Raw genomic sequence first — 15,706 nt, 5'->3', positions numbered from 1 at the left:
GTTTGTGTTTCAAGCTGAAAAGGGTACGCCATGAGGTATAAACAATTAGCTGAGCAGTATATTGCCGATATTCAATCAGGTCTGCTGGCTGCTCAAGTCCGCATGCCCTCATTGCGCCAGTTTGCACAATTACATCAGGTAAGCATGACCACTACCTTGAATTGTTATCAGCATCTGGAATCTCAGGGCTGGATTGTCGCTAAACCGCAATCCGGTTATTACGTAGCACAGCGATCAACCCTGCGCTTACCGGATCTGGCGCAGTTTGAAAGTCAGCTGGCATTGGCATCTGACTATTCGCTGGACAAGGGAAATGCGCCTGACAGTCAGTTCGCCGGGCCGCTGGGTTATTCCCGCTTTGAAGTCACTCATAAACTGACCAGTCAGATGGAACAGAGCTTCCGGCGTACAAACCGGCGCCTTGGTGAAAGGTTGAACTTTTATCCCACCCGACAGGGTGAGGCTATGTTGCGCAGTGTCTTGTCTGCACATTTTGCGAATTACAGTTTTCATTTCACCGCTGAGCAATTGGCCATCACAAACGGCTGCATGGATGCCATACGCACGGCCATTGAAGTCTGTACTCAACCTGACGATGCCATTGCTGTCAGCTCGCCATGTTTCAACGGACTGTTAACCTTATTGCGGGAAATGTCGCGCAATATCGTGGAGATTCCGTCTGTGGACAGCGGCATAGATCTGGACCAGTTAGATCATCATATGCAGCAGGGGACGGTTCAAGCCGGTCTCTTTTGTACGACTCATATGAATCCGCAGGGTATTACGATGTCACCGTCACAAAAGCAGCGACTGGCAAAGATGGCATCCCGTTATGAAATTCCTGTGATTGAAGATGATGTGTACATGGAATTACCCCACGGCAATACAGTGCCATTACCAGCAAAATATTACGACAAAAGCGGATATATACTCTGGTGCGGTTCCGTATCCAAAACATTGGCCGCCAGCTATCGCCTTGGCTGGTGTTTGCCGGGACGTTATCTGAATCAGTATCTGAGCAAACATGCGGCTGGCTGCTTTGGTGTATCGCTGCCGATACAGTTGGCCGTCGCTGATTTTATCGATAGTGGCCAGTATGCGCGTCATTTGAAAACACAAAGGTTTGATTTGTTGCTCCATAAGCGGCGCTACCGAGAATATTTGCAGCAGCATCTGCCGGAAACAGTTCGTATCAGTGATCCTGCTGGCGGGTTAGTACTTTGGTTACAGATACCAGGCATGGATGAGGCAAAAATTAAGTCTTTGCTGATTGGGGCTAAGCTGGATATCAGGCTGGGTGAGTGTTTCACTCTGCGGGATCTGTACCGGGACAGCCTGCGAATTAATATCGGCTACGCGCTGCCCGAACCGGGAGAGCCGGATAACGCAGCCAAATGCGCGCTGGACACATTGATTGCAGTGGTTAACAGGGCAATCACTGACGAATAACCACATGGAACGGCGCTTATAAAATGCCAAACAGTGACATTGCGGAGACAATGTCACGACAAGCATTGTGTATGATCGCGCATTATTTTTTCTGAGAGAGTTAAATGGTCAGGAATGCATTGCTTCCGCTGTTATTAGTGGCCTTGCCTGTATGCGGGCAGCCGGAAACACATCTGGCCCATCAACAATGGCAGGCATTTTCTGATCGTATTGCAACAGTGCAGGGTGAAGATCAAATCAGTCAGCAGTCGTTGAATCAGTATCCGCAGGAATTGCTGTTACCTGTCAGTCAGTACCCAGATTTAAAGCGGTTCAGCTGGGCGCAGATAGAAACACTTTACCACATTCATACCCACTGCTCTGAAGACGACAATGTGTTGAGTGACAGTGCGGATTGGCGCAGAGCGGTGCAATTTGAACTGATCTTGTGCCGCGAAGGTAAACTTCCATCGCAATGGAGTCAGCACCTGTCCGAGAGGCACCCTGCCGGTGGCAGCTATGCAGACAGGTATGTGAACTACCTGAGAGATCATCATGATGGAAGTGACGCGAATGCATTTCTTCAACAGCATGCCAACAGTCTGACTCTTGCCCATCCGCTGCATCCGTTACACGGTATATTTGCCTCGCTTTCTGATACGGGTCAGTCGGCTATTCTGGGCGGCTCGCGGTATTTTCTGACGAAAAGTGGCCGCTTGTGGCGCAACACGCTGACTGGCATTGATGTGTTAAGCCCGGAGCAATGGCAACCGATAGCAGACAAGGCGGGTATCAGGATCACCCGGTCTAGTGACCAGGTCAGCGAGAGTTGTCGTTTTCAGTACAGTAACTTATGTATTGAGCTTCGTCGTACCAATGCGCTTTGGTGGCAGGGCGGCATGCTTATTTTACTTGTCATTATTCTTGGGCTGATTTTCAGGCTGGGGCTGGAGCGACGACGGGAAATGAAAGAGCGGCAGTTTATCCTGCAATTGCTGACGCACGAATTGCGAACACCCATTACCAGCCTTGGTTTTACGGTGGAGCAGTTCAGAGATGAATATGATCACTTGAACGAGCAAAGTCAGCATGCGTTTTACCGGCTGCTGGGCGACTACCAGCGCCTCTACCGGCTGACAGAAACCAGCAAAGGGTTTCTCAGTGGACGCCGGGAAGAAGGGCTAGATAAGCAAGACGCTCAGTTTTCAGAGTGGCTGGAGAGCATAGCCAGCCAGTATGACTTGCACTGCCATATCGACGGAGATCGTAGGGTGTCGCTGCCTTATTACTGGCTGGGCGTGTGCTTGGATAATCTGCTGCGTAATGCCGTTTTACATGGCAAGCAACCGATATACCTTGATGCTCAAATCTCTGACAGCCTGGTTATTGAGGTGAGGGATCAAGGGACATCGCCTGCACGCTGGGAAAAGTGGTTACTAACTGAGAAAGGGGACGGTATGGGGATTGGGCTGATGATAGTCAACCGTATCATGCGCCGGATTGGCGGGCGCATGACTCACTTACGGCATCCAACCAGGTACATTCTGGAGTTGCCACTATGAGCCGGGTTTTGCTGGTTGAGGACGATGTGTTACTGGGTGAAGGTCTTTCGATGTATCTGGCCAAAAACGGTTATCGCTGTGATTGGATCAAAAAAATATCGGATGTGGAAAAACATTGGATTCAGGCCGATCTGGTTGTGCTGGATCGCCAGTTACCTGAAGGTGACAGTGTGAAATGGCTGCCTGGCTGGCTGTCAGTGAAAGCGCTCCCGGTGATCATTTTAACGGCGAAAACCGATGTCGATCACCGTATTGAAGGGTTAAGTGCCGGCGCGAAAGATTATGTCATCAAACCGTTTTCACATCAGGAGCTGCTAGCCCGGATTCAGGCCCAACTTCGCCCGTTAGGGGAAGTCGAGTTCCAATATAGAAACCTTGTGGTGAATCTGTCTTATCAGACTGTCATGATGGATCAGCAAAATATTCCTCTGAAACCTAAAGAATTTCAGTTGCTTGCGTTGCTGGTTCAGAATCCGGGACGGGTTTATCACCGGGATGAACTTTTGAATAAGGTGTGGGGATATCAGGCATTTCCCTCTACCCGGACAGTCGACAATCATGTTCTGCATCTGCGGCAGAAATTTCCCTCTTTGGCAATCGATACTGTCCGCAGCGTTGGCTACCGGCTAAGAAAGGAGTAATCATGCGATTTATTAGCACTAAAGCCATGGTATTTTCCCTGTTGCTTGCCGCTTGTGTATGTCGTCCTGCATTAGCCTCAGATCAGGTGCAGGCCGGGAGTACCGCAGCCGGTGGCTGGTTTATGCCCACGCCATTACAGCGGGTTTATCAGGCTCTGGCCGATCACAATATGCTGCTGGCGTGGCAAGAGTTACAGGTCGTTTTGCAGCAGAGTACAGAACCGGTTACCCCGGACTTATGGCAACCTGTTTTTCAGCAGCTGATTAATCAGTCAGATTGTGGACGCAGGCTGACTGAGTATCCGGGAGCACTGTCAGATTGGGTTGACCAACCCCGAATTTCGCTGTCGATACAGGATAAAGTAAATCTCAGCCAGAGGGTGTATCAGCTTAAACTCTCGATTGATGGCGCCGGACATGCAATGGAAGTGAGCCTGACGGATTCGCGGGGCAATCAATGGCTATCGGGGGCAAGCTCAACGCCGGTAGAGGGCTACAGCGAACTGGAAAGCAGAGAATGGTTTCAATCCGTGCCTGATGGATACTATCAGCTGAGTGTTGGGGAGAAACATTATCCGTTGATTCTGACTTCACTGCAGGAAACAGAAAGGGCTTCAGCGATTCAATTACAGCAGGCAGAAAAGAGTACAGCCGGAGTTTTCGTGTTTTCACCGGATCTCTTTGCGGATCGAAATGCCTGTCAGAGGCAGAGATTGCAGTGGCAATGGTTCGACAGTGACTATCAACTGGCATCTCCTGCTGAAACCCTAGTATTGGATGCTCAGGGGCATGGCGTGCCGCCCCGTGACAAACCTGATAACGCGAATTGGTTAAGTGCGGTAGTGGCAGACAGTTATTTTCAAGGGGCGATTAAAATTGAAAACGTGCATCGGCTGACAGTGCCTGTCAGGTACATGCTGACAGACTAATCACTCATCCTGTCCATCTGTCCACCTGTCCACCTGTGCGAATGAATACATAGGGGTGACAATTTGGTGTCCGGCACCATGTGTAATACCGGTGTTTATTAACCCAAGGTATTAGGATGAAGACCCCCATGTTATTGAAAGCAGCCCCTGTGACGGGCCAGCGAACGCACTTGCAGCCATGTAAAGCGATATTACTTTCAGCTATTTTGCTAATGCCTTGTGGCAAAGTGGCTGCCGATACTATTTCATTACGTGACAACCATCAGCGAGTCGAGATTGATCCCGAATCGCTCGCTATTACCTGGCATACCGACAGCCTGATTTACGATCTGAACCAGGCGGGTGCCAGGGTAAATAACGAAAAACAAAGTGTCAGCCAACGGCAGAAGTCTCAGCGTGATAATGCGTCATGGCTGTGGCAACCCAGTAATATCAAGGTGACAGCGCAATTAGAATCAGGCGACCTGACGCTCCAGTTTCAGTTGCTTTCTGGTGCCAGTATCACTCGCAGTCACCCCATGGTCTTGAACTGGTTTGATTTGCCGGAAACCTCCACTACCGAGCTGTTGTTACCGTTTAATGAAGGGATCAGAGTACCTGTTCATCACAGGCTTTGGGCGAGGTATTTGCAGGATGAATATTCAGGCAGCAATTCCACGCAGGATCTGAAAATGCCGTTCTGGACTCAGAAGGTCCGGCAACGCGCTGACAGTCAGGTGAACACAGACTACGAAAATGAGCCTGATAATCCGGCCAGATATTTTTCTTATCTGTTAGTCAATCCATTTAACAATGCATTGGCATTCAAAGAGGTAACGGCAAAGGCGGCTGAAACCTCACCTGCTGTTGATATGGTCTCCAGCCACTCTTTTACCCCTCTGAACTGGAATCAGCCTTTTCAGGTCTTGATCCATAGCGGGCAAGACAGGCTGTCTGGCGCCATCCGGTACCGGCGCTGGCGAGACGAGCAGGGCGAGAGAGAAAGCTTGCGGGATAAGGCTGCCCGCAATCCGGATGTCAGCAAAATCATCGGCGCGAGTCATGTGTACTTGTTCGGTAGTGACGGTATCTCGCAAAGTGATGTGACCGACTGGACTGGGTTGCTGAAATGGTACTTTCATCAGTCAGAGCTGAGCGCCTTCGCGAGCCGTGAAGTCCAGACACAATTGCTGCCACTGACAACAGCTAATCAGCCTGTCAGCTTGGATCGCTATCAACAACGTCTTTTGGTCGAGTCTGTTAATCACTCTTTGTCCGCGCTTTTTCCTTTTAGCGAAAATGCGGGCCCATGGGAGCAAATTACCGACCAGTTTGCTGCGATTCATAAAAGGAAAGCGTATTTAGCAAGCCATGCGGCGCCATTTCTGCTTGCTTCTGACAAATGGGGACAAAGCCTGTCTTCGCCTGTACTTGAAACACTCAAGCAAGCAGGACTGCAGAAATTGTGGCTGGGGCTGGACAACTGGTTACCTGCTTTTTATCAGCCCGAGGTGGTTGAACAGGCAAAAGCGGCGGGATATCTGGTCGCGACTTATGATTCTTATAATACGGCTATCGATAAAACGGATAACGAGAGCTGGTTAACAGCGCACATTCCGGCAGCAATCAGAACGCGTTGCGCTATTGAACGCGCCGATGGGCAGAATCAGGCGGGGTTTCGCGGGCAAGGCAATTACCTCAACCCCGGCTGTGAAACTGACTATGCCAAACAGCGAATCTCACGCATTCTGGAGCTGGGGCAGTTTAACAGCCTGTTTTTGGACGTTGATGCAACAGGAATGGTGCGTGAAGATTATTCCGATAAAAGCCGCTTGGCTGCATCCGGGAATGAAAGTGCTGCGACCGGCGGTATGTCTCAGCGGGCAATGGCGAAGGCATTCAACGACCGGCTAGAGTGGGTGAGCGGGCAAGGGGTGCTGCTGGGCTCGGAAGATGGCAACAGTATCACCACCCGAGGTGTGGTGTTTGCCCATGGCATGGAAACCACGGGGTTTGGCTGGACGGATAAAGAGATGAAACATAACCGTCAGTCGCCCTATTACCTTGGTGCCTGGTACCCGGATAATAAGCCGGCCTTCTTTTTTAAGCCGGCAACAGTGAAGGAGCCGTACCGAACCCTGTTCTTCTCGCCGGCTTTTAAAGTGCCCTTATACCAGGCGGTGTTTCATGATGAGCTGATCAATAACCATCACTGGCATATGGATAGCCTGAAGTTTTCTGATGTGAAAGGCATCCGGGATCTGACCAGTATGCTTTATAACACGCCACCCATGGTGCATTTAACCCGTGATGAAGCAGCCTCTGCGACTTCGCCCAGAATCAAAGCATTACAAGATTATCAGCGGGGATTCATGCCATTGCATCAGGCATTGTGGGATAAGGCATTAGTGGGATTTGACTGGCTGAATAGTGATGGCTCTTTGCAAAGAACAAGATTCAGCGATGGCAGTCAGATAGTGGCAAATTTCAGCCACAATGTGACTCAAGTTCGCGTAGACAGTCAGCTTGTGACATTGCCCGCCATGAGTATCCGGGCAGAGATATCGCAGGCTAACGGTAAGTCTCCTAAGGTTATTATCTGGCAATCTCAGTGAATCACTGCGAGCGCACCTTATATATTGTGGCAGCTGAAGGGCTGCCACACAGGCTGGAGCAGCGGATTATTGCTGTTTCAGAATATACTCCAGTGCCCCTACAATTGCCGCGACTTGTGCGTTGTTGCATTCGCTTGGCGTGACGAGCGGGCTGTCCGGGTACACTTCCGTGGTGGAGCTGTACTGACAGTCTGACAGACCGGCACACAGGCCGAGTTTCTTCAGCGGATAATCAATCACGCCTTCCTGAGAAACCGGAGAACCTATGATGTTTCCTTCGTCATCAGGCGGGGCAATATGGGTGACTTTACGCACTTCATCTATGATGGCTTTCTGGAAGGCATCATGCGGATTGTTGGTGTCGCCCACCACGTAAAAACCGTCAGGAATGCTGCCGGGTTTATACTCAATACCATCACGCGCCGCTAAAGCCGGACGGAACTCGGTTTCGTCGGTATCTGTGGTTTCATGCAGATCGATGTGAGCCAGGATCTCTGCGCCTTGATCTTTAACCATTTTCATCAGCGCCGCCGATTCTTCCGCCGGGCTGTTGTCGTAAAAGGAACGGTTCGGATCGATCGCATGCGGGTTCCAGCGATTAATCGTCTCGTAACCCCAGGGGCTGACACAAGGGGCAACCAGAATATTGAAATACTGGCTATAGTGCTGCGCTTTTTCATCGACAAACTGCAGCGCACCATGAACACCGCTGGTCTCATAGCCATGTACGCCACCTGTGATCAGAATGGTCGGCTTTTGCGCATTCCAGTGACGGGGTTTGATGACGAACAGCGGGTACTTTTCTGTGTCATACGACAGAGCGCCATACTGAGCGACATCAAAGCGATCTTTCAGTGCGTCGATCTTAGTGACCACTTCGTCCAGATAGGAACGCTTGATGGTGAGCCGGGCCAGCCACTCTGCCTTCTCTTTCATGGTCCATTTCTGGCCAGGAGTGCCAATCGGGTAGGTACGCTTACTGCTCATAGCTGTCCTTATTTAATGATGTGTTTTCAGGCGTCAGAAGCTTACTCCTCCTGAAGCGCGTGTTCAATCATCTGGCTGCGGAAGATATTCTTTTCAGAACAACAGCTAAATCATTCATCCGGTGCTTTTGCGGCAGCCAGTATTGACATAAATATAGCTGGAACCACAGTGCATTGCCGTACCGGAGAGAAGAGACAGAAAAGGCGAGTGAGCAGGGCAGGGCCAGAGTGAAAAAAAGCCCCTGCAAGTCAGGGGCAAACGTACACATGCATTTCCCAAAAACATGGAGAGCTCCACTGTATCTGGTATGGCAAAAGATGGCTTGATGCAGATCAATCGAATCCGCTTATCTGCATTTCCTGTTCTAAAACCCAACTGACGAAGGTTCTGGCATTGGAGTGCTGGCTTGTTTCAGAAATACTGAGAAAAAATGCATTACTGTCGCACTCCACTGGTTCAGTCAGTGCGATCAGTTTTCCTTCTTCTATTAAAGTGCGGACATGCCAGTCCCAGGCCAGAGCAATACCCGCATCGCTGAGCGCGCCCTGAATGATAGAGACCTGCTCTTCCATCTGAATGACATTAGTCGGCTCCTGGTAGGGGATACCATAACGATTTGCCCAGGTTTGCCAGCCTTCCCAAAAGGACTTGGCATCCTTCAGCATAAGAATGGGTTGTTGCCAAATGGTTTGGATATCTTTGCACTCCGGGCGCTTTGCGAGAAATGCTGGGCTACAAACCAGCAGCATGCGTTCGGCAAAGAGCAAATGGTTATTTTTGTTGAGCGTATCTATCGCGGAGTAGAAGAAAGCGATGTCGTAATCATCGTTATCGCCAATGTGCCTTTCATTGTTGATAATCAGATTGAGAGGTATATCCGGGTAGCGCTCGCGAAAACCATCCAGCCGGGGAATTAACCAGAAGTGTGAAAAGCAGGCCCCGATTTCAATTGTCAGCGGTGCTGTCTGATTGCTGTTATTCAGTTTTACCGTTTCACGCGCAAGGATCTCAAGCACACTGGTGACGGTTGCCAGATAGTTTTTTCCGTTATCAGTCAGTTCCAGACCGGTTTTCCGCCGGATAAACAGGCTGGTTTGCAAAAACGTTTCAAGCTGTTTGATTTGCTTACTGATGGCTGTTGTGGAAACGCAGAGCTCAGTGGCGGCTTTTGTGAAACTGCCTGACCGGGCTGATGCTTCAAAAGAGATCAGGTTACTTATCGGCGGTATGGCTTTGTTGTTAATAGGCATCAGGGCTGGTTATCTTTAACTTTTAGTTCATATTAGGTTAACAAAATAGCGATTTACTCACAAACGGCTGTCTTTAATATGGGTTGTCCGACGTCATCGACTCAAGGACATTATGCAAATGATACGTGAAATCCATCATGACATGCTGACGCTGCCGGATGGTACTCAACTGGCCTACCGGGCGTGGTTACCCGTCAATGCAGAGTCAGTCCCGGTTCCCGCTATTCTCGAATTCCTGCCATATCGTAAAAACGACGGTACTATCATCCGTGATGAAATCACCATGGCCCAGACGGCTGCACATGGTTACGCTTGTGTTCGCGTTGATCTGCGTGGTTGCGGTGAATCTGAGGGTTTCATGACGGATGAGTATTCTCAGCAAGAGCTACAGGATGGTTACGATGTCATTGACTGGCTGACAAAACAACCATGGTGCGACGGCAATGTCGGCATGGTCGGTATCTCCTGGGGCGGGTTCAACGCGCTTCAGGTCGCGGCGATGAACCCGCCTGCGCTGAAAGCCATTATTACGCAGTGTTCGACGGATGATCGTTATCGGGACGACATTCATTTCAGCGGAGGATGCCTGCTGAATGACAACATGGACTGGGCAGCATTTTTCTGGGCATACGCTCAGGCCCGCTCGCCGGATCCTGCGCTGATCGGGGAAAAGTGGAAATCGGTCTGGTTGGATCGTTTGCAGGCTATGCCTTTTCTGGCCAAACCCTGGCTGACTGAGCAAACCCGTTCGGATTACTGGAAACACGGCTCGGTCTGCGAAAACTACGATGATATTAAAGTACCCGTTTATGCCATGAGCGGCTGGGCAGATGGCTATCGTAATACCGTATTTACCATGCTGGAAAACCTCAGTGTGCCTTGCAAGGGCCTGGTTGGCCCCTGGGCACACAAATACCCGAATATTGCCTACCCGAACCCAAAGGTTGACTATGTGTCTGAGTCTGTCCGCTGGTGGGATCACTGGTTAAAAGGCAACGACAACGGCATGATGGATGAACCTGCGCTGCATTATTATTTGCAGGAGAGCGTACGGCCGCAAACGGACTATGAGTGTCGCCCCGGAGAGTGGATGTCTGAGCCTGGCTGGCCATCTTCAGATATCCGCCCGCACGCGTTTTATCTGGGTAAACACGGGTTATCTGAATCTCTGAATGAGCACGTCACGTCTTACGCTGTGTGTTCACCTGAGACAGTCGGGCTGGACGGTGGCCGATTCTGCGTCGGCATTCGTCTGGACATGGAGCACCCGGGGGATCAGCGCATTGATGACGCCGGGTCTCTGGTGTTTGACTCCGAAGTGCTGGAGGACGATTTTGCTATCGTCGGACAGGTTATGGCAAAGCTGGCACTGGTATCTGACTCACCGTCGGCGAATGTCATTGTCCGTGTTTCCGATGTGCATCCAGACGGACAAGTGACCAAAATAAGTCACGGTATACTGAACCTGACCCATCGCAACAGCCATGAATTTCCTGAAGCGCTTAATCCGGGTGAAATTTATGAAGTCGAGGTGCCGGTTAACCATATTGCCTACACAGTACCGAAAGGACACAAACTGCGTATTGCCATCTCGACGGCATACTGGCCACTTATCTGGCCTTCTGCCGATAACGCTACCCTGACTATCTTGCCCAAAGACAGTGTGATCGAGATCCCCCGTAAATCTTCATTCAGCACGGCTAATCCGCTGAAAGCGTACGATCAGCCTGTGACGTTTGCAGGGAAAACACTGCGCCCGAGCGACAGCAAACGCGTTACACACCGCGATTACAAAACCGGTTTGGTAACGCTGGAAACCTATGAAGATTTTGGCCGCCAGTATTACAACTCTTGTCATACAGAGATAGATTTCAAGATAGGGCAGGAAATGCGGATTCATCCCGATGATCCGCTCAGTGCTGAAAACGAGATTGATCTGACCGTGGAAATGGGCCGGGACGGTTGGTGGACAAAGATTCACAGTCATTATCATATGACCTGTGATCATGAGTATTTTTATATTAAAGCGCGCTGGGAAGCGTTTCATGAAGGTATGTTGATCTTTGAAAAGGGCTTTGACGAGAAGATTAAACGTAACTACATGTAAAACAATAAATTAGGGAAAATACAATGTTGAAATCGTTACGACCTTTGGTGTTTTTTCCAACCTTTCTTATTTTGGTTGGTGCTTTGGTATTCAGTCTGGTTGATCTGGACGCTTTCATTGGCTATACCAAATCGCTGAACGGAGTGATTCTGTCCAATTTCTCCTGGTTGTTCAGTTTGGGCAGCTTTTACCTGCTGGTGTTAATTGCGCTTACCTATTTCTCTAAGCTGGGAAATATCCGAATTGGTGGCGATCACAGTACACCAAGAATCAGCAAACCCCGCTGGTTTATGATTGTACTCTGTACCACGCTGGCGGTCGGGGTGCTGTTCTGGACAACGGCAGAACCTATCTATCACCTGCATTCGCCGCCGGCGAGTTTTGGTATTGAAGCGGGCAGTGCTGATGCCGCGTTGTTTGCATTTTCAGCGATGTTTCTCCATTGGGGGCCAACGCCATATGCGATTTATGCCGTACCTGCGTTGATCTTTGCGCTGGCGTTCTACAACCTGAAAATGCCTTTTTCGATCACCAGCGCCATGCGCCCTGTTCTGGGTAAATATGTCACGGGGAAAATGGCCGATGTCATTGATGCGCTGGCACTGTATTCGCTGGTGGTTGGTATGGCGTCATCGCTGGGAACAGGGGCGCTGACCTTGCTGGGCGGGGTGAGCCAGTTTATTCCCATGGAACGTAATGCCCTGACACTGGGTATTTTCATCAGCCTGATTGTTGCTACCTTTGTGATCTCGGCTGCCAGCGGTTTAACCAAAGGGATAGCGCGTTTATCGGCAACCAACTTTTGGATGCTGATTGCACTGTTTATCTTTGTCTTTCTCTGCGGCCCGACTGTCTATATTCTGGCTATCGGTGTGGAAGGGGTCGGCGCCTACCTGCAAGATTTCTTCCGGCTGAGCTTGTTTACCGGCCAGGCGGCTAGTGATCCATGGCCTCAGTACTGGAGTGTATTTTACTGGGCGGTGTGGTTTGCCTGGGCACCGATCACGGCCATGTTCCTGGGGAAAATTGCCCGTGGGTATACGGTTCGCGAGTTTATTCAGGTCAACGTTGTTTATCCGAGTTTGTTCATTCTGTTATGGGTTTCTGTTTTTGCCGGTACGGCGGTGTACATGGACTTGCACACAGACGGAAGTTTATACGCCGTGTTGAATGAAGGGGGCATTGAACAGTTGCTATACCATATTTTCGGTGAACTGCCATTGGGTGGACTGACATCGTTCTTTCTGGTGATGATCGCATTTATTTCCTATGTCACGGCTGCCGATTCCAGCACTGATGCCATTGGCGATTTGTGTACCAAGGATTTTAAATCGGACTCTGATGAAGGCGCAGCCCTGCCAATAAAAGTACTCTGGGGGGTAATTATTGGTCTGGTGGCCTGGATAATGGTCAGCACAGTGGGTGTGGATGGCGTGAAGCAGTTGTCTAACCTCGGTGGATTACCGGCCACTATTATCATTCTGGTGTGCAGCCTGACGCTTATCCACTGGCTGCGTAACCCAGAAAAGTTACAGCAGAAACCAGACTGATTCCTACTAACTAGTCGCAATAAAACCAGTAAAGCCCGGATGTGCAAATCGCCGTCCGGGCTTTTTTGTGGCCAGCGGAAGCGGCTAAAAGCGTTGGAAAGTTTATAAGCGGTGATGGTGACAGACACAGATATGGTTTAGTCTGGAAGATGTTTGCAAAGAAATTGTTTAATAAACAGACTATTAAGTTCAATCAGATCAATGAGGCAACAGCATTATGATCACACTGCATCACCTGAACAAATCACGATCCAAGCGGATTATCTGGTTGCTGGAAGAGCTGGGTGTGGACTATCAGATCGTCCCTTACCAACGTGACAGCGCAACATTCCTTGCGCCACCAGAGCTGAAAGCGGTTCATCCTTTGGGTAAATCTCCGGTGATTGAGGATGATGGATTGATCGTCACTGAATCCGGGGCTATTACTGAGTACCTGATTGATAAGTATGGCGAGGGTAAACTGGCACCTGAGCGCGGCACTGCAGATTATGTTGCTTACTTACAATGGATGCATTTTGCGGAAAGCTCGGCCATTCTTCCTTTGTTGTTGAAGATGTTCGTCGACAAAGACGGCTGTGAAACTAACTTTCTCGCCGGTTATGCCGAAGGGGAAATTGCCAAGGTCATGGCTTATGTCGATCAGTCACTGGCAGGAAAGCGTTATCTGGTGGGAGATTCGCTGACAGGGGCAGATATCATGATGTCGTTCATTGTAGAAATCCTGCATACCAGTGGCGCACTCGCGCATTTTCCGCACATTGCCGCGTATGCACAGCAGCTGGTGACCCATCCGTCATACCTGAAATCGAATGAGATCGAAGCCGCTCATGACTAGCACTGGCTGACAAACTGCGCTCCCCTGAATCGATACAGGAGAGCGCAGTATTATTCATTCTGCCGGGGTATTTTTCTTATCAATGTTTACTGCCCGGCGAACAGCTGCCACACCCAGCCCGATGAGCAGAAAGGGGATAGCCGCTGCGGTAGCTTCAGCCCAGGCAAAATAGGCGACATTTTTCATCAAAATGAAATGGCCTAACACGACCAGGAAGACGCAGATAATGGCGATGTATATGAATTTGACTTCGTCTTTAACCTTAGTGGTTCTTTCCATGTTGTGACCCTTTAACAAGCAAGAGCCACTATTTCATCACGGCTGCGGTTATTCCTGTTGATACAGTTGATACAGTATTTTACCGAACAGTCACTTTGTGGCTCACTTCAGTCACTTAGGCACGCTTTTGCTAGTTGACCAAGTGTGGCCATCGCAGCCAGGTTTTCTTCATTCATCTCGTACGAATAGTTGAGCCTGATATGCCTGAGATCGTCTTGCCGGATGTTAAATAACGTCCCGGGTGCCACTGCGATACGCTTCTCAAGGGCTTGCTCATAAAATGCATGACTATCGAACGGAGCTGGAAACGTCAGCCACAAGAAGTAGCCCCCTGCGGGATCAGTTACAGCTGTACTGTCCGGGAAAAAGCGCCGTATTGCGTGTATCATTGCGTTCTTTCTGTCTTGCAATGTACTGCGCAGCTTGCGCAAATGGTTGTCATACCCGCCATGAAGCAGGTAATGGCTGATCCCGAGCTGCACAGGCACACTGCTTGATATGGTCGATAAAAATTGCTGTTTCTGAATGGCTTCGCTGTGTTTTCCTGCCACTACCCAGCCAATGCGAAATCCTGGTGACAGACATTTGGAGAATGAACCACACAGCAACACCAGATCCTGCTGATCGAAAGCTTTGGCCGGTACTGGCTTTTCCGCTGAATAATACAGTTCTGCATACACATCGTCTTCTACCAGAAACACCTTATGCTGGCGCAGAATGTCTACCAGTGTCTGCTTGCGCTCTTGACTGAGAGTGTAGCCAAGCGGGTGCTGGACATTGGTCATCAGCCAGCAGGCTTTTATCGGATAAGCGGATAACTTTTCAGTGAAGTCTTTCAAATCCAGGCCGCCGTCAGCGCTGGCCTTTATCTCTACCGGTATCAACTTCAAACGCTCTATTGCCTGAAGTGCCCCATAAAAAGTGGTCGATTCAACCGCGACATAATCACCGGGCTGGGTGGCAAACTGTAAGCTGAGATTCAGTGCATCCAAGCCGCCGGAGGTGATCACTATGTCATCCGGCCCAATCTGCAGCCCTTGTTGTACGTACCTTTGCGCAATGATCCGGCGCAAGTCATGGTTGCCGGGCGGCAGGTGCGTTAATGCACTTCTGTTGTCCATTTTGCGCGAGGCACTGGACAGACTGCGGACCAGCTCCTGCTGCGGAAACAGGCTGGAGTCGGGAAACGCCGAGCTGAAAGGCACGACATCGCTGTCTTTGGTTCGCTGTAGGACATCAAAAAGTAAATCATTAATGTTGACCGGAGACTGAGGGGATTCCGGCCGCGAAGCCTGTAGTGCTTGGATGTTGGGAGCGACAAAATACCCGGACTGCGGTTTAGCCACCAGCCATCCTTCACTTTCCAGCAATTGATATGCCTGCAACACAGTCGCCGTGCTGTAGCCAGTTTGCTGGCTGCTCGCTCGCACAGACGGGATTTTTTCACCGGAGCGCCAGATCTTCTGGCGGATCTGTTGCATTAGATCATTAGCAAGTGATTGATATTTTGTCATTTGTTTAGCTGCATTGAGTCGAAGTTCAGA

12 protein-coding genes are annotated in these 15,706 nt (G+C 50.0%); 8 read left to right on the top strand and 4 right to left on the bottom strand.

Features of this window, described 5'->3' with window-relative positions; genetic code table 11:
* The first annotated feature begins 30 nt into the window (after positions 1-30).
* From IFO68_RS01625 to IFO68_RS01605, 5 genes are all read left to right on the top strand, one after another.
* The gene (locus tag IFO68_RS01625) at positions 31-1,449 is read left to right on the top strand and encodes an aminotransferase-like domain-containing protein (RefSeq protein ID WP_192014062.1); all 1,419 of its coding nucleotides are present in this window, start codon (positions 31-33) and stop codon (positions 1,447-1,449) included.
* Between the two features lie 104 nt (positions 1,450-1,553).
* Positions 1,554-2,990 (top strand): ATP-binding protein, encoded by a 1,437-nt coding sequence (locus tag IFO68_RS01620; protein WP_192014061.1) that lies wholly within the window; start codon positions 1,554-1,556, stop codon positions 2,988-2,990.
* A complete protein-coding gene (locus IFO68_RS01615; RefSeq protein ID WP_192014060.1) occupies positions 2,987-3,631 on the top strand; it encodes a response regulator transcription factor in 645 nt (214 codons plus the stop codon). Before IFO68_RS01620 ends, IFO68_RS01615 begins: the two co-directional genes overlap by 4 nt.
* Before the next feature lie 2 nt (positions 3,632-3,633).
* The gene (locus IFO68_RS01610; protein WP_192014059.1) at positions 3,634-4,560 is read left to right on the top strand and encodes a DUF2861 family protein; all 927 of its coding nucleotides are present in this window, start codon (positions 3,634-3,636) and stop codon (positions 4,558-4,560) included.
* Between the two features lie 116 nt (positions 4,561-4,676).
* Positions 4,677-7,154, top strand: coding sequence for a glycoside hydrolase (locus tag IFO68_RS01605; protein ID WP_225444997.1), 2,478 nt, complete (start codon positions 4,677-4,679; stop codon positions 7,152-7,154).
* A 66-nt stretch (positions 7,155-7,220) separates the two neighbouring features.
* Here IFO68_RS01605 and IFO68_RS01600 read toward each other — a convergent pair whose 3' ends face one another.
* Complete coding sequence (locus IFO68_RS01600; protein ID WP_192014057.1) at positions 7,221-8,141, bottom strand: M14 family metallopeptidase; 921 nt, start codon at positions 8,139-8,141, stop codon at positions 7,221-7,223.
* A 332-nt stretch (positions 8,142-8,473) separates the two neighbouring features.
* Positions 8,474-9,391 (bottom strand): LysR substrate-binding domain-containing protein, encoded by a 918-nt coding sequence (locus tag IFO68_RS01595; protein WP_192014055.1) that lies wholly within the window; start codon positions 9,389-9,391, stop codon positions 8,474-8,476.
* A 112-nt stretch (positions 9,392-9,503) separates the two neighbouring features.
* Between IFO68_RS01595 and IFO68_RS01590 the strand changes: the two genes are divergently transcribed.
* The 3 genes from IFO68_RS01590 to IFO68_RS01580 all read left to right on the top strand — a co-directional run bounded on the left by IFO68_RS01590 (position 9,504) and on the right by IFO68_RS01580 (position 13,883).
* Complete coding sequence (locus IFO68_RS01590; protein ID WP_192014053.1) at positions 9,504-11,498, top strand: CocE/NonD family hydrolase; 1,995 nt, start codon at positions 9,504-9,506, stop codon at positions 11,496-11,498.
* A 23-nt stretch (positions 11,499-11,521) separates the two neighbouring features.
* Positions 11,522-13,048, top strand: a complete 1,527-nt coding sequence (locus IFO68_RS01585) for a BCCT family transporter (protein WP_192014051.1) — start codon at positions 11,522-11,524, stop codon at positions 13,046-13,048.
* 217 nt (positions 13,049-13,265) lie between these two features.
* The gene (locus IFO68_RS01580) at positions 13,266-13,883 is read left to right on the top strand and encodes a glutathione S-transferase family protein (protein ID WP_192014049.1); all 618 of its coding nucleotides are present in this window, start codon (positions 13,266-13,268) and stop codon (positions 13,881-13,883) included.
* Between the two features lie 54 nt (positions 13,884-13,937).
* On the opposite strand, the gene IFO68_RS01575 is transcribed toward IFO68_RS01580, so the two are convergent.
* Positions 13,938-14,162 (bottom strand): hypothetical protein, encoded by a 225-nt coding sequence (locus IFO68_RS01575; RefSeq protein ID WP_192014047.1) that lies wholly within the window; start codon positions 14,160-14,162, stop codon positions 13,938-13,940.
* Between the two features lie 107 nt (positions 14,163-14,269).
* On the bottom strand, positions 14,270-15,676 hold the full coding sequence (locus tag IFO68_RS01570; RefSeq protein WP_192014045.1) for an aminotransferase-like domain-containing protein: 1,407 nt from the start codon (positions 15,674-15,676) through the stop codon (positions 14,270-14,272).
* Between the last annotated feature and the right edge of the window lie 30 nt (positions 15,677-15,706).

The organism is Photobacterium arenosum (genome assembly GCF_014841115.1).
Classification (GTDB): Bacteria; Pseudomonadota; Gammaproteobacteria; order Enterobacterales; family Vibrionaceae; genus Photobacterium; species Photobacterium arenosum.
This window is presented reverse-complemented; position numbering and strand designations above follow the sequence as displayed.